Annotated in this window: 14 protein-coding genes and 2 CRISPR repeat arrays (1 of these 16 only partly in view); of the genes, 1 reads left to right on the top strand and 13 read right to left on the bottom strand. The window is 47.8% G+C overall.

Annotated features, from left to right (window positions below; translation table 11 throughout):
• Positions 1-94: direct repeats of the CRISPR family, unit length 30 nt; unit sequence GTTTCAATCCCTCATAGGTACGATAAAAAC; it reaches 2,069 nt to the left of the window's first position.
• A 179-nt stretch (positions 95-273) separates the two neighbouring features.
• From cmr6 to A0V43_RS17420, 8 genes are all read right to left on the bottom strand, one after another.
• Positions 274-1,416, bottom strand: a complete 1,143-nt coding sequence (gene cmr6 / locus A0V43_RS17455) for a type III-B CRISPR module RAMP protein Cmr6 (protein ID WP_060788800.1) — start codon at positions 1,414-1,416, stop codon at positions 274-276.
• A 12-nt stretch (positions 1,417-1,428) separates the two neighbouring features.
• Entirely contained in the window at positions 1,429-1,833 is a 405-nt protein-coding gene (gene cmr5, locus A0V43_RS17450) for a type III-B CRISPR module-associated protein Cmr5 (RefSeq protein WP_025039256.1), read from the bottom strand.
• Between the two features lie 14 nt (positions 1,834-1,847).
• Positions 1,848-2,750: a type III-B CRISPR module RAMP protein Cmr4 gene (gene cmr4, locus A0V43_RS17445; protein ID WP_063193663.1), complete on the bottom strand. Its 903-nt coding sequence runs from the start codon at positions 2,748-2,750 to the stop codon at positions 1,848-1,850.
• Positions 2,750-3,799 carry a type III-B CRISPR module-associated Cmr3 family protein gene (locus A0V43_RS17440; protein WP_236930868.1) on the bottom strand — a complete coding sequence of 350 codons (1,050 nt, stop codon included), beginning with the start codon at positions 3,797-3,799 and terminating at the stop codon, positions 2,750-2,752. Before A0V43_RS17440 ends, cmr4 begins: the two co-directional genes overlap by 1 nt.
• A gap of 76 nt (positions 3,800-3,875) precedes the next feature.
• On the bottom strand, positions 3,876-5,516 hold the full coding sequence (cas10, locus tag A0V43_RS17435) for a type III-B CRISPR-associated protein Cas10/Cmr2 (RefSeq protein WP_063193662.1): 1,641 nt from the start codon (positions 5,514-5,516) through the stop codon (positions 3,876-3,878).
• Entirely contained in the window at positions 5,513-6,418 is a 906-nt protein-coding gene (locus tag A0V43_RS17430; protein ID WP_063193661.1) for an RAMP superfamily CRISPR-associated protein, read from the bottom strand. The genes cas10 and A0V43_RS17430 overlap by 4 nt, the downstream gene beginning before the upstream one ends.
• Positions 6,418-7,758, bottom strand: a complete 1,341-nt coding sequence (gene csx2, locus A0V43_RS17425) for a TIGR02221 family CRISPR-associated protein (protein WP_063193660.1) — start codon at positions 7,756-7,758, stop codon at positions 6,418-6,420. The genes A0V43_RS17430 and csx2 overlap by 1 nt, the downstream gene beginning before the upstream one ends.
• 2 nt (positions 7,759-7,760) lie before the next feature.
• Positions 7,761-8,960, bottom strand: coding sequence for a CRISPR-associated protein (locus tag A0V43_RS17420; protein WP_063193659.1), 1,200 nt, complete (start codon positions 8,958-8,960; stop codon positions 7,761-7,763).
• Between the two features lie 416 nt (positions 8,961-9,376).
• Between A0V43_RS17420 and A0V43_RS17415 the strand changes: the two genes are divergently transcribed.
• Entirely contained in the window at positions 9,377-10,552 is a 1,176-nt protein-coding gene (locus tag A0V43_RS17415; RefSeq protein WP_033015914.1) for an ISL3 family transposase, read from the top strand.
• Between the two features lie 374 nt (positions 10,553-10,926).
• Positions 10,927-12,832: direct repeats of the CRISPR family, unit length 30 nt; unit sequence GTTTCAATCCCTCATAGGTACGATAAAAAC.
• A gap of 181 nt (positions 12,833-13,013) precedes the next feature.
• Here A0V43_RS17415 and cas6 read toward each other — a convergent pair.
• Genes cas6 through cas5b form a run of 5 tightly spaced genes read right to left on the bottom strand, consistent with a single transcriptional unit; the run spans position 13,014 to position 18,669 of the window.
• Entirely contained in the window at positions 13,014-13,760 is a 747-nt protein-coding gene (gene cas6, locus A0V43_RS17410) for a CRISPR-associated endoribonuclease Cas6 (RefSeq protein WP_063193658.1), read from the bottom strand.
• Between the two features lie 36 nt (positions 13,761-13,796).
• Positions 13,797-14,060, bottom strand: coding sequence for a CRISPR-associated endonuclease Cas2 (gene cas2, locus A0V43_RS17405; RefSeq protein ID WP_013522869.1), 264 nt, complete (start codon positions 14,058-14,060; stop codon positions 13,797-13,799).
• Positions 14,061-14,070: 10 nt separating this feature from the next.
• Positions 14,071-15,072, bottom strand: a complete 1,002-nt coding sequence (cas1b, locus tag A0V43_RS17400) for a type I-B CRISPR-associated endonuclease Cas1b (protein WP_063193657.1) — start codon at positions 15,070-15,072, stop codon at positions 14,071-14,073.
• A gap of 3 nt (positions 15,073-15,075) precedes the next feature.
• The gene (gene cas4, locus A0V43_RS17395) at positions 15,076-15,585 is read right to left on the bottom strand and encodes a CRISPR-associated protein Cas4 (protein ID WP_063193656.1); all 510 of its coding nucleotides are present in this window, start codon (positions 15,583-15,585) and stop codon (positions 15,076-15,078) included.
• Positions 15,586-15,594: 9 nt separating this feature from the next.
• Positions 15,595-18,669: a type I-B CRISPR-associated protein Cas5b gene (gene cas5b, locus A0V43_RS17390; RefSeq protein WP_236930866.1), complete on the bottom strand. Its 3,075-nt coding sequence runs from the start codon at positions 18,667-18,669 to the stop codon at positions 15,595-15,597.
• Positions 18,670-18,676 lie beyond the last annotated feature (7 nt).

Here is an 18,676-nt window from a genome sequence, read left to right as displayed (position 1 = left end):
TTTCAATCCCTCATAGGTACGATAAAAACTGCAGTACCCAAGATCATATTCTTTCACCTCCTTTGTTTCAATCCCTCATAGGTACGATAAAAACCCAAAAATGCTTGTTGCATCAAGCATTTCGATCTAGCGCTGTTTTCAGAATACCACATTTCAAAAATTCTGTCAATAACCTTCAACCTTGATGGCTGTAAGTCTGAACCACCAAAAACCATTGTCGTCGATCCCCCGGGATTTTTGCACGATTGGGGGTCGACGACAATCACAAGACCCTCACTTTTCCTCCAACAGTTGTTGAAGTTTGTCCATTTTTTGCTTTTGCTTTTTGCTGACGGCTTTTCCCCATTCTCCGATGCGTTTCCAATAAGCCTGCAACGCAACGGCGGCTTGTTTGTTTTGCTGCTCGATCACCTGTTGGTAAAGGCTATCCTTGCTTCGCTGCCTATCCGTTTCGCTGTCAGTCAACCGTTCAATTTCGGCCACCAACCGTTCTTCGGGGGAGAGGAGGGCCAGCCTTGCTCGTTCTTCTTCCTCGCGTCTCTTTCGCTCCACCATTTCCTGCTCGATTTTTCGACGCTCAAGACGAGCGCGTTCTTTTTGCACCATTGGGAGGAATTCGGTTTCCGTCACGTCGTCCACTTCAGAAAATCGACCGTAGCCTGACGATGTTTTCGAACCGATCCCCCATTCCATCAACGCCTGTTTGGTATATAACGATGCTGCCTCTAACAACCGGGTAGTTTTTTCACCGTCTCGAAAGCCATGGGCCGTTAAATAAATGTCCACCTCTGCAGCCATGACCGTCCAAAACGAAACGGGAACAGGTTTTTGATTATCTGTCGCAGCGTTTTTTCCTTCATAATACTCCTTCATATGTACAGCGAGCACATCCTTTTCCAACCGCAAGCCATCGATGAGAAAGATATCGTAAAACTGCACCTGTCCTTTATGGTCTTGCATCCCAAAAATCGCCCGTCCGTCTTCATGCTCGCTGAGCCGTTTCTCGTCCCCTTCGCAATACGCCTCGATGAACCAATGGCGCACAAGGCCTTTCAAACTGGAGGCAGGAATGTAAGGAAGACCGTACACGGGGTGGATCGTCAATGACGTCTCGCGAACATGCCCCGCGCCCAGTCCGTGGACAATTCGGCCAGAGAGGCGGGCTTTCAGCTTCTTGACTCCCCCTGTTTGCGCCCATTCCACCATGGCCTGCTCTCGCTGCGCCCGTAGCTGCTCGCCAATCTCTTTCAGCTCTGGGAGAATCGGGGCGGATTTCAACTGTTTCGAAGGCTCCCACACTTTTTTACGGTCATTCCACCGATGCTCGATAAAATAATGGAGATGGTACGCCAAATGCCCGATCGATTTATTGGCCTTTTGCACGACTTCTAGGGTGTCCTTTGGATGAAAAAGCATGCCCTCCCCTCCTTACTCTGCCGCCTTTGCATCGTCTTTCGCCATCCCGTCGGCAAACTTGCGCATCCAATCTAGCAGCGCCATTGCTTCCATCGTCCATAACCGGTAATCAGCGCTCGATAAGTTGACGACAGCCTCGACGAGTTCTTGGTTTGCCGATGAAAATTGATCCGGAAACTGTTCCCTCATCCATTTTGCGAGGGATTGATAAATCGCCTTGTATTCCTTCCCTTTTTGAAAACAAAACGCCAATGCTTGTCCGAGACCGTTGACTTGAATCAAGGACGGCATTTTTTTGACGTAAGAACGATAGTTTTCGAAGCTTCCTCTCAATCGTTCTTTTGCCTGTTTCACTTCTTGAAACGCAAATGCGGCTCGCCCGTTCTCAATCCCCACACGCTTCACGTTTGTTTCCATGGCTTCTCCTCCGTTCACACCCAAATCGTTCTCATCATTCCGCGGCCTAATGTACTGTTCCCGCCAAGCTGAAAGACGGATGGAAATTTGTTTTCATTCAGAAAGTACCGTTCAATATCCGCAGCCTTCGCAAAGCCATCTATTCCGTCTCCCCGTACATCACCAATGTAGAGGAAACTGTAAAAAACCGTTTCTGGCGGAACATTTTCCTCATACCAGAGCGCACCGTTGTCAACGGTCCCTGTCTCCGGTGAAATGCGAATGCGCGCGTTAATTTCGGTCGACAATTTGACGAAATCCGTGAAATCGTCATCGGAGAGAACAACGAGTCGATCTACAAGACGCAGGCGGCAATGCTCCCCAAGGAGGGCGGCAAGTTGTTCCGCCAGCTGTTTCGCTTCGGGAGAAACGGTGACCGAAAACGCATACTCCTCCAGCACAATGCGTCCATTGACCGCCATCAACCGGTCGGAACTGACCGTGTTCGGTGCGGGCACCGGAAGAAGTCGGACTTCTTTCCCGATCGATTGCTGATGGACGCTCATCTCTTGATTCCACCGCTCAATCACAAGCGGGCACGTAATCCAAGCAAATACGCCGCGAAGCGATTTAACCGGAAACAGCAAAACGCGTGCATCGCTCAGAGCAATGGCGCTCGCTTGTGTGACGCTTTCCTGTCCTTTGTCCGCGCCGAAAATCAGTTCAAGCTTCTTCCGTTCAAGATTCTTCCCATCTTCAGGAAGCGACTCTGTCATATGATATCGAAGCGCCCCTTTGAGCGAGGAGCTTTCGATTTTTGGAAATCCTGTATGCTTCTCTCGCTGAATAGGCAAGTCGACAAACCCGATCTCGCTCCCGCTCCCCGCATGGACAGACGTAATGGCATGCATAAGAAAAGGCCGTACGATCGAATACATTACAACTCCTCCTCGCTTTCTTTCGCACTCGTGATCACCGCAAACCCAAACCCTTCCTCCGCCCCTTCATCGGTGAGATGAACGCCGTCAAGGGCGGAGAGGACAAGCGGCAAAGCATCGTCGCGTTCGATCTTCACATAGATGACCGAACCGGCTGGGATCATCCATTTCCGCGGTTTTGGCCGATGGCGGACGATGTCCCATCCCCCGTACAACTCCGGACGTCCGATGGAAGCGGCAAGCCAAGTGACGACCGCCCCGTTCGGCCATGTCCACTGATCGCCGTCCATTGCCGCTGGACGGGATCCGTTCGAGAAAATAGCTGGAGACAAAAAGACGATTTTCGCCAGCTTTGTCCGCTGAATGTCTTGTTCAATCCCCTTTTTCTCGTCTGGATTCCATATACGAAGCGTTTCCGGCTGCTGGCGGATAGACCACGGCCGGTTTTCCCCGCCGATCCGCGCCCACTTGACATCAGAGAAATCCGGTCCATCACCGATGTAAGCGACAAGGGACGCCCCGTCTACAAAACGCCCTTTCGCCACCCGGTATAAAAGCCCCTTTTGGGCTGTTCGGCTGGACGTGTCGAGTTGAATTCCCACCTTATCTTCCCGAGCGATGAACGATGACAATGAACAAAGGGAAGAGATTGGCTTATTCCCAAAAAGCGCCTGCTTCCATTCCTCCATCGGGACGTAATAGTGCTGCGGACTTTTCGTTTTGTCACGCCGCGAAGAAGCCAGACGCCACATCGAAGCAGATGATGAAGGCTTTCGGTCTTTGACAAGCCGCAATGGATACGCTTTGAGCGATTTTTCCTCCTCTATGACTTGATAATCAAAGGGCAGGGGAAAGAACAAGACGTCTTCTTTCACCAGCGTGCAATAATGGAGACAGAACTGCCCCCGCTCAGTCGGGGTGCCCATCCATCTCCTCACCTGTTCATCACTGCCCCTCGCAAAGTCGTCAAACGTGCTGTACGCATAAATGTACGCCGCCCGCAACGCGCCGTAAATCGTATTCGGGCGCGGAGGGAATATCGACTCCATCACCGTCGCCTCCCCGCTTGCGTCGCATGATGGTTTTTAAAGAAAAACGTGTCTACCGGTGTCAAGACTAATTTTGTCATTGCCCGTTCCCCTCGCTCCGTTTGAAAAAGGTCAATATCTTTAACAGATACAAAAAGTCATAGCCGCTGCGAACCGCTTCATGCAAAGACAAAAGAACTTGCGTGTGATGGGCGATCTCTTGGGCGCTCAGATGGCTTCCCTCTTTTACAGACCGCTTAAGCAAACGCCGAAGCTCTGTCGCGAGCATGTCGCCATTCTCCCATTTAGGGCAGTGCCGCTCATGCAGCAGCGGGGCAAACGCGGAAGCGAAATGAAAAATAAAGTTCGGCGACAGGGATGTTTTCAACAGATTAATCCATTGATCCAATAATTGTGAAACCTTCTCTCCTCCAATCATCCATGGGAGAACCGCTTCCGAAATCTCGCCAGAGCGGGTGTGAAGCGCTAAAGCAAGGGCGTCCTTTCGCTGCCCCGTCTTGCCGTTGGAATACTGTTTCGCCTTTTTCTCCAACGCTCTGACAGCGTTGAGAACGAGATGGAGCGGCGACTTTTTGTGAGCAATCACCACGCCAAACGAGGCGGTCGCTCCATGACCTAATCCTTTCCGTTCATCGCCAAACGCCAATCGGAGCTCCTCCGCCGCTTTCAGCACCGTCTCGGTCGGCAGGAAGGCAAGGACGTCATCCCCCCCTGCATAAACGAGCTTGCCGTGGCACTGTTCTTCGACAATCCGCGGAACGATTTCCTTCGCAAACCGGGCCAGTTTTTGGCTCGTTTGACTATACTCCTCTTTCCGTTCCCCGGAGAACCATTTCCCCATGTTGTCCCCATCCATCATGAGCACGGCGTAATAATCGCCCGCTCCGATCTCGAGAACAGACGGAAACGACAAAACCGAAGCGCCAAACAAAGCGGAGAAGTAATCGCGGGCCACCCGTTTGCCTAAGCAAATGCCGCATAAAAATTCGTTGTCCTTGATCCGTCCCGAGCGGCGGTCGTCTTCTTCGCCTTCAACTTCTTGAAATTTCGCCGCCCGTTGTTTCCAAAGATGAAGCGTTTTTCGTTTGATGTCGCCGAAATGATCTGCTTCCTCAACCTTTGCGAGCCGCAGCGCTTCTCTTTCTTTACAGACGGAACAAACAAGGCCGGATTGGGAAACGGGGATATAATGTTTCTCGTTTTTCAACGCCCCCAACCGCCGCTCGGCCCGTTCCCGCACGGTCCGGAACGAAGCGGACGGCTCATACGGTTCAGCGACCCAGTACACTTCTAAAAACGACTGCACTTGCTGTTCCACCATCATCTCCAGCCATTCATACTCTTCGGCAGTGAGATGTGGAAACACGCGTCGAATGGCTTGAAAGCAGAAGTCCAGAAACACTTGGCGAACATTGTCCTCCACTTCGCGCAGCCAACCGCCAACCTCCGCTTCTGTTCCCTCCATAACGGCCGTCACACGGTTCGGGATCGAAGCAATGCGAAAATCCCGCGCAGATGGCGACCGCAACTCCTCCCTTGTGACGAGCGGGTATACGACTTCACAGTTGGCATCCAACTGGTAAAACTGTTTGATCGCCTCTTTCACCAAATAGGACAAAATATAACTCCCGCTCCAAAAATCTTCTGTTTTTCGGGCCGAGGCGATAAACGACTGCACAGGTCCGACCGTAAAAATGACAACATAGCGATTGGTCATATCCTCACCCCAACAATTTCTAAAAACCGGTTTCGATCCCGCTCATAGCGCGGCTCGCTGTAGCACGAGTCATGGTTTCTCACTTCTGTTACAATCGGGTAGTAGCGGCCTCCGATTTTCCTCACCGTGCACCATAACGGGGAAGAAAGCTTTCCTTCTTTCCCTCTCATATATCCTAGGCTGCCATAACGATTCGCTTCATGCGATGCCCTGCCAAACGCCTTCACCACTTCCGCCGCGCTCTCTTTTCCTTCTCCAACCCACACCGCGGACAATACCGGATGAGGTGTTGCGATGTCTTCACGTCGTGCCACAAGGCAGCCGCGCTCCGCAAAGGAAAACGCATCCGCCGCCCCGATGCGTTCTAGCGTCATACGCAAACTTTCACCGTATTCCTCAACGTGATCCCATTGATGCTCCGTCCATTGCACAGCTCCAAACCCGCGGCGCGACCGCTGTCCGAAGCTGGCGAGGTGAAGCATATATTGAAAGTGCCAATCATATTGCGCCAATCGCTCTTGATGACGCTTCCGCACCGAGAGCGTCACGGTCACCTCCCCGCCGGCAGGAAGCGCCGGAACAAACGTTGGAGACGTACGATGCGGCAAAATATTTTCTCTCATTGTCCCTTCCATCGCTCTTGCCAACGTTAGATGGACAGGCGATTGCTGCTTTGTTTTCCTCGTGCCGCCAAACCACTCTTCCTCCTTGGCAAGCAGCTTTTCGTGATGAGGTTCATCCTGCAGCGTCCGCCACCAGTACCTCCATACCCCCCGCAACGACGGAAGGCGAAACTCCGCCTTCTCCCTCGGATCAGCGCCGTGAATGGCGGCCGGCGTCAAGAGAACAAGCGGATATGACGACTGAGCAACAGCTGTTACCCCGCTTTCCTGATAGGCCATCACGCATTCTCCTTTGCGATTTGCATCGTTTTTGCGAGCGCTGACATGCGTTCAAAAAACGCACCAAGTTCTCGGAACGACTGCTCCGCATCGGGCCAAAACTTTTCCGCCTTTAGCGGTTGCGGCCGCGCCCCAGCATGATTGATGTCGTTGCGCCGCTCTTTAAGCATGCTAAATGGTTTCAAATCCCCCTTATAAGGAGATAAGAAATCGATTATTTGTTCAACCAGTTCCACAGAACGAACGCGCCATTTCTCTTTCGGAATATCTCGCAATAAAATTTCAATAGCCGAATGAACATCGCCTCGAATTTTCTCATCCCGCAAATCAAGCCCCAACACCCGGCAAACGGCCGTCACCGCATTTTCCTCCAACATCGTCAGCGCCTGCTGAATCAATCCGTGGTCCAAACACCAACGCACAGCCTTCCAACTGTTCATGATCGGATCATCATCAAACATCGCATACTTTTTCTCCATCACATCCAACAATGGGACAAGCGGTTTAATCGCTTCCGCCGACGCTGAGCGAACGCGGCCGAGCTGTTCATGAAATTTCTGCACTTCCTCATCGATTTGCAAGCTTCGGCACGTGCGGATCACTTTTTCCGTCTGATCAAGCTGCTTCGTCAACTGATTTAATTCTTTCACTTCGTTTCGCATTGTCTGGCTCGAAGACGGATTGCGGAACACTTCGCTGTTTTCTTTCGCGGTCAGCGCCTGGATGATGGAGGCATCCCCCGTGCGCAAAAATTGATCGACCCCGTTCGTCCAATCGAGCAGCCTCGCCATGCTTGTCAAATTGACAATCGGCGCCAACCGCCGTTCTGGAGGCAACTGTTTGACATCGGCTGGGCGCCCAAGCATTTCAAACCAGCCGTAAACGATCGCGCCAATGTCCGTTTTTTTCACAAAGCGGGCGTAGTTCAACACGATGAGCGCGACAAACGGGATGGAACGGAAACTGTGGGTGATGTCAAAATAAATCGTATCCCCTTCCCGAATTTCATTCAGAATGCAGTCAAACAACCGCCAATTGGCCTGTTCATCCTGACGGCTTTCCATTTCCACGAGCTTCACATTCGCCTCAGGAGCGATGCGCTGAAAAGCGGTGATCAAGCCCTCCAGCCGCTCCTCCCCTTTGAAGCGGTCTTGCCCATTCCGCTCCCGCGCTTCTTTCGTCGCAAACACCACCACATCCATCGGTCCATCCCCGCGAAACAACTCATACACCGCTGTCTGGATAAAACGCGTATAAGAAGACGATTTGCCCTCGTATGTGTAATAACAATATTCATAATCGCTCAATCCAAGAAACGACAACAATACCCTTCTCCCCACGCTTATCTCCCCACTCCCGCCAATTGTTTCGTGATATCGATAAACTCAGAATCCTCTTCATAAATCCCTTTTCCTCTTTCCGCTTCCCGCTCATATCGGTTATGGTCAAGCCATAAATAGTTGGCATACAAGCAATCTTCTTTTTCATCGTATCGGTAAGCAAGGCGAAACGCCGTCTGTCCGTTGCTCGCTCCTTTGTACAAGTGATATTTCACTTTTCGGACATCAATCGTTTTGAATGACTTTTCGTGGTACAAAACGCCCATGTCTCCCTCTTCATGCTTCAGCTTCTTTACCAGCTCCCGCATTTGTTGGTGCACAAACAGCAACTGGTGATGATTGTGTTGCAACATATTGGCGACTTGTTTGGATACAAGGTACGTGGTCGCAAACAAATGTTTATATTTTTCATGTTCAAACAAAAATTGTCCAAATGCACTTAAATACACAAGACCATCCTCTTGCTGGAACAAAAACGGATATTGAAGAATACATTGTTTTTCGCGGTAAGAAAGCGAATCCGCACCAACCATGTCCTTTTGGCATTTCCGCAACAGATCAAAGTGATCATGAACAAATTGCTCATCAATATGTATCGGCACAGGAGGAATCTCATGTAACACTTGGCCGTCCTCATGCATATAAGCTGTCGGATAGTGCAGAAATGCCCCGACGATGTAGCCCAACGATGTCATCACTTTATACCCGCCAATCGGCGCAAAACAAGTTGTTGACGGTTCCCCGTAGGAGAGAGCATCCGCCACCTTCCACATGTACTCCCCCAACGTCTCTTGCATCCGTCTTGGATGATTCACATCCACATCCACGTACATGACACGAACGTTCGCGGCAAAGTCTTCCTCCAGCAACCTTGTCAACACGGCTTCCACAATCCGTCCCCCAACCGTTTCCGTCACAATGAGAACGACCGTCGGCCTTTCCGCCAATTTCCCTTGTCTACGAAGTTCGTAAATCATCGAATATTCCGCCGACACACGATTGGGATCTCGGGCGGCCTCATGAGCAAACTGCCCGGCATGGCGAATCCATTGATCAATTTTTCGTTGTTTTTCCTCGTCGATGTTGGTCGCGCTCAACCAAGGACGAATCTCCCCCATGATTTCATCCCGATTCATCGAGAAAACGTTCCTGTTTCCTGTCAGCAACGACACACCACACGTTACAACAATATGCTGGTACAACCGCCCTTCCCCTCCATATTTCTTTCATCTCAGGAAAATATAGCTATGTTTATATCAATTATATCCTATTTTTCAATTATAGAGGAGGATATTTTTTAACAATTTCAAACATTTTTCCACTGAAGAGACGGGTGAAAAACGAATTTTCCACCCAACTTCGCGAAGGCGAATGGAAAATAACAAGGGCCCTCGAAAGTAAAAGAGCGTCTCTTCCAGCTGGTTTTTCCGTTGCTTCCCCCTTTTAAGGAGCGACGCAAAACAACGTCGGAGGACGAAACACAAAAAAGAGGCTCTTCACCACAAGTTGTACTTGAGATTTTAAGATAGGTATGCATAGGGAAAATAGAGGATACAAAAAATGCGAATTTTCCTGTATGGTAAAGGTGTCCAAACCAAACCATTGGAGGAAAATTCGCATGTACGCTCAGTTTATCAAAGAACTCATCGATTTACCAGATGTTTTGATTCAAAAGGTGCGAAAAGAAGAAGAACGTTGGATTTTCGAACTTTCTCTTCCCGAACAATGCCCGTTATGTCCTGTTTGCTTGAAACGCACGATCAAAATGACAGGAAAAAAGAAGCAATGGATGCATGGGTATGCTCAACGGATCGGCATCTTTTGGGTGGAACTCCCTGTGGAGCGTAGACGTTGTTGTACATGTGGCATGACATTCAGCACGTCTTATCCCGGAATTTCCCCTCGAAGTGCAGCGACGGATGCGTTTCAGCAATGGGTGGCGCAATCTTGCATCGGAACATCCATTCAGGCGGTGGCTCGTATGCTCAAGCTTCCGTACACGACCGTTGAACGCTGGTTTTATACCCATGCCCCTTCCTTCCTATCGAATGACATCCAACCAAAGGCAGTTTGTGTCGATGAGTTTGCGTTTCGAAAAGGACATGATTACGGAGTGGCAGTCATGGATGCCGAAACGGGAGAAGTGTATGCCGTTGAAGCAGGAAAGAACGAGGAAGCCATTGGACGTGTGTTGGCTCCTGTGTCTGGTTCTGTTCAGTATGTCGTGAGTGATTTGGCTCCAGCGATGAAAAAAGCCATTCAAGGGGTGTGTCCGGAAGCGAAGCATGTGGTCGATTATTTTCATGTGATTCAATTGTTTACGGAAGCGTTGGATCGATGCCGCCAATCCTTCGGAAAAGGGAACAAGAAACATGGGCATGTTCGGTATGTTTGCCGCTTATTGACCCAGTGCCCCGAGAAACTCACCGAGGAGGAGCGCCAAACGGTGCGGGAGTGGCAGAAAGAGAGCGATTCCTTGCAGGCTGTCTATCAATCCCTTCAACATTTTCGTTATGTATCCAAAAGCCAAAGCGAGCGACAAGCGAAACGTCGTTTGAACGCCTGGGTTCATCGGTATTTGTTTTGTCCTTGTTCTGCTGTTCGCGCCATCGCAAAATCACTCGTCAAACGAACAGACGAAATCATATCGTGCATTTTATCCCCTTATTCAAATGGGAAAATGGAGGGAACAAATAACAAGATCAAGCTGATGAAACGTCGGGGATACGGATACAGAAATATCCAGCGTTTTGCATTGCGGGTTCGGCTAGAAACAGCTAACATACTTTCATGACAGGTGCAAGTACAACTTTTGGTGATGAACCAAAAAAGAATCCCCTGCTCAGAAGGGATTCCCTCGATCGAAAGATGCCGCCAACATAGATCGTTGCCATCTTATTTTTTTCTCCCGTCACTTAGAAAGGCAACCCGTGAGACTAGAAATGCCTTTGCCCAACTTAGAATGCTGTACTGCCTGTTCCGCAGGCGCCCATCCGTTACGCACAATGCTTCATCACCGCAAACGAAGCAAATGAGAGATGTGGTCTGAACTAACTCTGCGACAACAACGAGCCCCCCATCACACCTGCGCGCGAAGATGGAGAGGGTTCAGTTCCTTGTGGATACGATAAAAACATCATAGATTGGCTTGACCGCCGCAAGCAAAAAGTTTCAATCCCTCATAGGTACGATAAAAACATACAGGGACATGGAACATCGACAACCTGCTTGACGGGGTTTCAATCCCTCATAGGTACGATAAAAACACAAATAGGATGTAGTTGCGCTTGCTTCGTTTCAAGTTTCAATCCCTCATAGGTACGATAAAAACTAAGACGGAACGTGAAAGAGGGATTAAAGGAAATTCGGTTTCAATCCCTCATAGGTACGATAAAAACGCTTTTTTCTGCTTTGAAGCGTTGAGAATGCTATGGTTTCAATCCCTCATAGGTACGATAAAAACGAGCCACACGACCAATCATATCTGCACCGCCAGCGATGTTTCAATCCCTCATAGGTACGATAAAAACCTAATGAAGAAATCATAGTGTTGCTTGACCGCAACCAAGTTTCAATCCCTCATAGGTACGATAAAAACTTTGACGGTTCGATGACTTGCAGCCCCGGCACCGGGGTTTCAATCCCTCATAGGTACGATAAAAACTCGTGATATTGCCGTCATTGGCTAAAGAAATCGGGCGTTTCAATCCCTCATAGGTACGATAAAAACTTGATTGATGCCTATGACAAGATCGTGAGCGATGCGGTGTTTCAATCCCTCATAGGTACGATAAAAACTAGGTAAAAGTAGTTTGTTTTCCCTTTAAACGTAATCGTGTTTCAATCCCTCATAGGTACGATAAAAACAGACAAAATTGTGGACACAGACAAATTAATCAGGCGTGGTTCCAATCCCTCATAGGTACGATAAAAACCTACACAGCGACAGCAGGGCGTTCAAAAGGAAGGTTGTTTCAATCCCTCATAGGTACGATAAAAACGCGCAAGGGAGTTGCGCAAATTCAATCTGAAAATCAAAGTTTCAATCCCTCATAGGTACGATAAAAACTGCGTGAATTTGTCGTCAGCGTCGTGCTTCGCGACGAAGGTTTCAATCCCTCATAGGTACGATAAAAACGTGGAGCAACTGCTCACGATGCCGTCGGATCATGGATGTTTCAATCCCTCATAGGTACGATAAAAACGATACCACTTATACGCGTAGATAAACATCGTCACCTGTTTCAATCCCTCATAGGTACGATAAAAACGTGGAAGATTTATACAAAACGATTGAAGAACAAGGCTATAGTTTCAATCCCTCATAGGTACGATAAAAACGTTGAAATTTCGGGAGTGGATGATTTTATTCTTGAATGTTTCAATCCCTCATAGGTACGATAAAAACTTTTAATGAGCAAAAGAACGGTGTTTTTCAAACGGTGTTTCAATCCCTCATAGGTACGATAAAAACCGGTTAATTACTTGGAAGAAGGTGATCCACAGGAAGTTTCAATCCCTCATAGGTACGATAAAAACTCAACCTGACAGAAATCCGTTCTTTTCTTTTCTTTCCGTTTCAATCCCTCATAGGTACGATAAAAACGAATAACGATACGTTACAATAAAATCAGAAAACAGGTTTCAATCCCTCATAGGTACGATAAAAACGGCGAAAAGGTGGAAAAGGCGAAATTTGCGATCGTTGGTTTCAATCCCTCATAGGTACGATAAAAACGGCGATGTTCCCGTCGGTCAAAAACGGTTCGTTGTCGTTTCAATCCCTCATAGGTACGATAAAAACGCGAAGTTTTTCAATTTTCAAGTTGACGACATTGAGTTTCAATCCCTCATAGGTACGATAAAAACCTGATCTGCCATGTGTAGAATCAGACCGCCGGATTTCGGTTTCAATCCCTCATAGGTACGATAAAAACCTTGCCAATGAAGATCCATGAATAGTAGAATTATCAACAGTTTCAATCCCTCATAGGTACGATAAAAACATTATCATCGGGATGAAAAAATTAGAAGAACATAGATTGTTTCAATCCCTCATAGGTACGATAAAAACCCAAACCATGCGCATCAAATCAAGCTTTTTCCCTTTGGGTTGTTTCCAGAATATCACGTTTCAAAAATTCTGTCAATACAGTTCGACCGTGATGGCTGTAGGATTTTTGGCGCAAAAAACATTGTCGTCGATCCCCCGGGATTTTTGCACGATTGGGGGTCGACGACAATCCGTGACTCGTTTATCCACTTTTGAGGCGAAACATGCCAAATCCTTGTGAATTTCGGCCGCCTAGACCGACATGATATAAAAATGTCAACTGTTCTGGCGAAGAACAGAGGCGGTAATAGCCAAGCCATCCTGTAATATATATATTCTTGAACATCGTCACCACACGATGACGATGATGAACGTGAATCGGCTCGATCAACAGTCTTTCCGTCGGCGGAACACCGTAGTATGCTTCATATTTATGACGGAAATTCAATTCAATCAGGTGGGGGAACACCTCATCATCGGGATTAAAAAATTGCGTTTTCTTTCTTCCATCGAACGTTTCATATGTGCTATATACGGTCAATGGAGAGAGCATGACAATGTCCATTTCGTTTTCACGTATGTCGATGTTCTCCATTTTGACACTTTTCACTTCGATCAACTGTCCGTAAAGCTCAATCTCTCTCTGCAACAAGAATCGCTGCCCAAGTTGTTGAGTCAGTTCTGGGAGAACGGTGTCGATATGCCATTGGAAATCCCCCAAAAAATGAATTGTTTTCCTTTCTCGATTCACTTGATGCGTTCCAAATAAACGGCTAAATGTGAAGAGTTTAAATGACCGTTTCCCGTGACGGAATCCTTTGTCATGCAAAAACGCGGCTAATTGTTCATTCTCTAACGAACGGTACAATAATCCTTGCAACAAATGCTGATAATGCAGCGGCAAGGAAACCGTCCCTTGCCGTCCGCTCATGGTCACTGTCAATCTCATGTTTTTTCCTGCCTTCCTTAGTGTATACCATTTGACTTATAGAATGAATTCATCTCCACCTTTTTTCAGCCCCATTTCTTCCCTTTTTGAATACTTTTGCGTGCGAAATGTGTAAAAGATGACTGAATCCTCATCAGGATCCATAAGTTGTCGCAATTCCATTTTTAATTTTTCGTAGTTGGCTGACGTAATTTCTCCTTCGAATACAGAGTTTTGCACCCAATGGAGATATTTGCGGGCAATTTTCAATGCTTTTGCCACTCGCTTTTCGTTAAAATCATACACGAGAATCACAAACATATGACTCCACCTACCAGCGGGCTGCATACGGCTCGTACATTTTTTCACCAAGGATGTGCTTTTGGACTTTATACAGCTCAAGCCGAATCAAACGGCGATAGGATACAGACTTGCCAAGATGACGATGCTGGACTGTTGTCTGCATTTTCTTCTCAAGTTCACTGACGAACAGTTTTCTTCCTTCTTCATTCAGCATAATGCCGTTTGTCAACTTCTCAAAATGTTTACTGGACAGCATTTTCTTATTCACTAATGCAAAGATCAAGCGATCTACAATGATCGGCTTGAAAATTTCCGCGATGTCCAAGTTCAAGGAAAAACGGCGAAAGTTCGTACTGTGCAAAAACCCGATGCGCGGGTCTAGATATGTCTTATAAATCTCACTGAGGCACATTGTATACACAATCGAATTGCCAAAGCTGATCAGTGCATTTAAACGGTTATGTGGAGGACGCTTTGTCCGTTTCTCGAACACAAAGTCCGGATGGCGAATGATGGAATCAAACGATGCATAGTATGTCTCGCGAATATGACCTTCTGCCGCCATTAACTGCTCCACCGTTTCCGCCTGATCAAGCTTCGCCTCTTCTTGTTCAATCGATTGCAGCGCCTTTTCCAATTCCTCTGGTTCGGAAAGGCGAGGGCGGTAATATTTTAGCACCCGCTCCATTTGACGGATGGAGCCTTGGACAAACAGGCGAGCAAGCTCCAACCGCTTGGCAGGGTCGATGTAATGTTCCGCCTGCTTCAATACGACATGACCTGAATTCAAGTGTTCCCGTGGATAAAAAGAACCAACGTAATACCCGTAATGGTTAAAGTAATGAACGATGATTTCCTTTTGTGCGGCAAACTCCAAAAATCGCTTCGAAACGTCCACCTCGCCAAAAATATAAATGTCATTCGTGTTTTCAACAGGAATATACCGCTTGCGCTCTTCCGTTTCGAAATAGAGACTATTGTCTTTGCGGCGCAGTTCGCCATTTTGGAAAATATACAGCGTTTTCTTCATGGTTTATTCCTCCGCCCAACAATATTCACGGTAGGCGCATTTACCACAGAATAAGATCTTTTTTGGCGGTGGCGGCACAGGCATTCTCGCGATGCGACGGATGTCTGTAATGGCGCGTTCCAACTCACTTCGCGCTTCTTCTGTCCATTCGACTTGCTCTTTCTTCCGCTCTTTCGGAAACAACAATTCTCCCTTTGCCTCAATCCCTGCCTGCCTTAATGTATCTAAATAGTACAGCAGCTGCATTCGGGCGCTTTTAGAATAACTGGACGATTTTTTGACTTCTCCAATAACCAGTTCACCATTTTCCTGACGAATGCGGTCGATGACAATATGGCCGATCGATAGCTCTTTTTTATCCCTGGCATAATAAGTTTCAGAAAGAAATCGTCCGATTTCCAATGCTTCGTCTTCTTGATCGGGGGCAATTTGATGTTTCATCAACCATACTTCACGCGGACAAATGTAGTAGTACCAAATATCCGTGCCGGTGACAGGCATTTCATACTCCATTGAACCCACCTACCAAATCAATCCTTCGCTTTTTGTCCGATAACCAAGCGTTTCGTCGTAAAAATCGTTCAATGAATCTCTCCCCACATACCCGATGCCGTGGACAATCGGCGGCCGATGATCCACTTTCGCAGGAATGGCAATCACATATTGGGAAAATCTACTTTTTAGAGCGGCGAATCGTTTCCGACGTTCCCAACGGTCACCAAGGCGCAAAATCTCCTCATATTCACGAAACACATCAGCAGCCTCTTCATCCAATTCAATAAAGACATTGATTTTTTCTCCATCTCCCTCAATCAAACGAAAATGAGACACAGGAATTCGATCAATCGTTTCCTCGCCATCGAAATACAGCGTCATCATCCCTTTTAACAACCGCTCCGATTCCGCATTGCTCATCCGAGCCGCCAATGTTTCGAAATAGGATGTAATCAGCTGCAAAAACTGCCCCTCTTCTACTTCCCTCTTCCCCTTTAGCAATTTTTGTGTAATATCGAGTCGTATGGCATCATAAATATAACTTGCATATAACCGCCTGTTGTCTGTCAAGCGCACCACATGAACTTCTCCTTTACGCCGTCCATGGCGATTGCACCGCCCGGCAGCTTGTTGAATGGAATCAAGCGGTGCTATGTCACGATAGACTACGTCAAAGTCAACATCTACGCCCGCCTCAATCAGCTGGGTGCTGACGACAATTCGATACTCTCCACGTTTCACTGCCATAATTCGGCGAAGGCGCTCTTTTGGAGGAATATGAGTAGATAGAAATGTGATCTCTGTCTCGTCGCCCCCCTCCTCGAGAAGTGCATGGTAGAACGCTTTTCCACTTTCAATCGTATTGAGAACGAATAAATAGGTTTTTCCCTCTTCCCATTGTATTCGGCGAGCAAACTCCTCGATTGTCCAAGACTCATCGATGTGGGGATACAACGTCACACGGGAAAGTGGTTGAAAATACACCTGCTCATCCACGAGCGAAACCGCCTCCGGAAACCATTTCGGATCGGTGGCCGAACTGAAAAGAAAATAACAACCAAGTTCTTCTGCCATGACCGCAAACAATTGACGAATGGCCAACCAGTATCGATGAGGAACGGCCTGCACTTCATCAATGAGAACAATCGAGTTGGCCAACCGATGAAACTTGCGCAAGGAGGCATTACGGTTGGAAAAGATGGTTTCAAACAATTGAACAAAAGTCGTCACAATCAATTCCGAATGCCAACCTTCGATCAATAACTTGGCAGCTTCATAATCGACATCATATCGTTCATCATCTTGTTTGGTCGTATAACGAATGTCAGCGAGATGATGGTGCGCGAGCCACAATTGGTGATCTTCCTCAACTCCATTGACAGAAAACACTTCTCTGAGCACATTGGCTGTCTGGTCAATGACACTAAGAAATGGCAGGCTATAGATGATGCGTGGTTTGACTCCCTGCTCCTGTTCAATTTTTTCTCGCAGACGCAAAGCGAAGTGCAGACTCGCTAGCGTTTTGCCCATCCCCGTGGGCAAATTCAGACGGTAAAAATGTTGACGTAGATCAATCGGCGCCCTGTCTACTTCTTGAAACGCCTGTTCCCTTAGCTGGTTGAGCCCTGTTTGATGCCATGATTGCTGCTGTTTGTAGCGCAAAATGAGATCCACAGGGACATCTTTACGCTTAGAAAATGACCATGGCTGCTTCTGCACAATCCCCGCTTCCGACTTGTCCGCGTCAATTAACAGAGAAAAAAGAAACAACGCTTGCACATACGGAACAAGGGATTCGTTTCTTCGATTCCACGACATGATGAAACGGCGCAATGACCGAGCCTCGGTAAAAAACTCATCCACCCATGCCATCCACGTTTCTTTCGTCCAATTTTCCTCTTTTTCAAAGCCAGCAAGCGCCATTTGTTCCGCCAACGCTGAATAATCGACCGCTTCGACTTGACGCTTGAGCAAATCCTTCGTCTCCTCGCCCATCCGTTTTAACTCTTCCAGCCAATCATCTAAATTTCCATGATGACGTTTCACGACAAGAAAAGCCAACAGCCGCCAAAAATCGTCAATCCCCTTCTCTTTCAGGAACACCGCTAATAAGACTGCCGATAAAAGAGCATGGCTTTTGAGCGCTGGTGAACCTTGAAACGCATCAGGCGATTGAATGTATTGCTGGAAGAAGGCATGGCTTTTGCCTAGATCATGGAAAAGCGCAATCCAGCGGTTCATTTGACTCAACAGCATCGGTTCTGCCAAGCGCACGGATTTCTCAGACAAAAAGAGGGAGGAAAGCTGCTCCACCCCTCGCATATGTTCGGACAATAAATAATGGGGATGGGAATACATCTTACTCTCCCTTTCCATCGGAATAGAAAAAGACGATCCGCTCTCCTTGTTCATTTCCCCAATAATGGGGACAGAGGCGAGAATGGGTTGTCCTCCCGCCTCAAACACCACCTCTTCGTACTGGGAAACAACCCGTTCCGCATTCATCTTCCAAGCCACTCGCTCTTTTCGATACTCTTTGCCTGGCTCCACTTTCAACGCTCGCATCTCTTTTCCAGGAATTACTGAACAAATCGGCACGTGATCCTCTCCATCCACTTCAACGAAGCGAAACTCTTCCATCGCGACAAACTGGACATCCGCCAAACATTCGCTCAAACCAAGGCATGGAGTATATACGCTTTTGTGTTGCCGAACGAGATCAATAAGGTATGAAAATCGCTCATGGTCATTCATCGACACATAGCAACGGAAATGGGGAAAACGCAAAAATTCCACACGAATTTGCGTCCGCGCTCCTTCACGCCGCTGTTTCGGCACCCATATGTTCCCTTTCGTGTTCACATAGTTGATGCCCACTCTTGTCTTCCGCACTGGACCCATGAGGCGTATGGCCACATTGGTTGTCTCATGGTTGAACACTCGCAAATATTCGTTTTCCTCTTTTCCCACCCCTGTGATCGCACCGAGCAACCCAAAAAGCGCGGTCGGCGGAATGAATGAATAGGTGAGCGGAGACGAAGTCGAGTACAACTGGCGAAAATGCCCGAAATCGGCCTGAATATCAAATACAAGCACATTCATCGCGCTC

The organism is Geobacillus sp. JS12, from assembly GCF_001592395.1.
GTDB classification, from domain to species: domain Bacteria; phylum Bacillota; class Bacilli; order Bacillales; family Anoxybacillaceae; genus Geobacillus; species Geobacillus zalihae.
Note: the sequence above shows the minus strand (reverse complement) of the source record. Positions and strands in the feature narration are given on the sequence as shown.

What these genes read in the sequence shown, in the direction of transcription:
- cas10 (WP_063193662.1), bottom strand. Translation starts at nt 5,516, where the DNA reads ATGACCAATCGCTATGTTGTCATTTTTACGGTCGGACCTGTGCAGTCG.
- A0V43_RS17430 (WP_063193661.1), bottom strand. Translation starts at nt 6,418, where the DNA reads ATGGCCTATCAGGAAAGCGGGGTAACAGCTGTTGCTCAGTCGTCATAT.
- cas5b (WP_236930866.1), bottom strand. Translation starts at nt 18,669, where the DNA reads ATGAATGTGCTTGTATTTGATATTCAGGCCGATTTCGGGCATTTTCGC.
- A0V43_RS17440 (WP_236930868.1), bottom strand. Translation starts at nt 3,799, where the DNA reads ATGGAGTCGATATTCCCTCCGCGCCCGAATACGATTTACGGCGCGTTG.
- cas4 (WP_063193656.1), bottom strand. Translation starts at nt 15,585, where the DNA reads ATGGAGTATGAAATGCCTGTCACCGGCACGGATATTTGGTACTACTAC.
- cas6 (WP_063193658.1), bottom strand. Translation starts at nt 13,760, where the DNA reads ATGAGATTGACAGTGACCATGAGCGGACGGCAAGGGACGGTTTCCTTG.
- A0V43_RS17415 (WP_033015914.1), top strand. Translation starts at nt 9,377, where the DNA reads ATGTACGCTCAGTTTATCAAAGAACTCATCGATTTACCAGATGTTTTG.
- cmr5 (WP_025039256.1), bottom strand. Translation starts at nt 1,833, where the DNA reads ATGGAAACAAACGTGAAGCGTGTGGGGATTGAGAACGGGCGAGCCGCA.
- cas1b (WP_063193657.1), bottom strand. Translation starts at nt 15,072, where the DNA reads ATGAAGAAAACGCTGTATATTTTCCAAAATGGCGAACTGCGCCGCAAA.
- cas2 (WP_013522869.1), bottom strand. Translation starts at nt 14,060, where the DNA reads ATGTTTGTGATTCTCGTGTATGATTTTAACGAAAAGCGAGTGGCAAAA.
- cmr6 (WP_060788800.1), bottom strand. Translation starts at nt 1,416, where the DNA reads ATGCTTTTTCATCCAAAGGACACCCTAGAAGTCGTGCAAAAGGCCAAT.
- cmr4 (WP_063193663.1), bottom strand. Translation starts at nt 2,750, where the DNA reads ATGTATTCGATCGTACGGCCTTTTCTTATGCATGCCATTACGTCTGTC.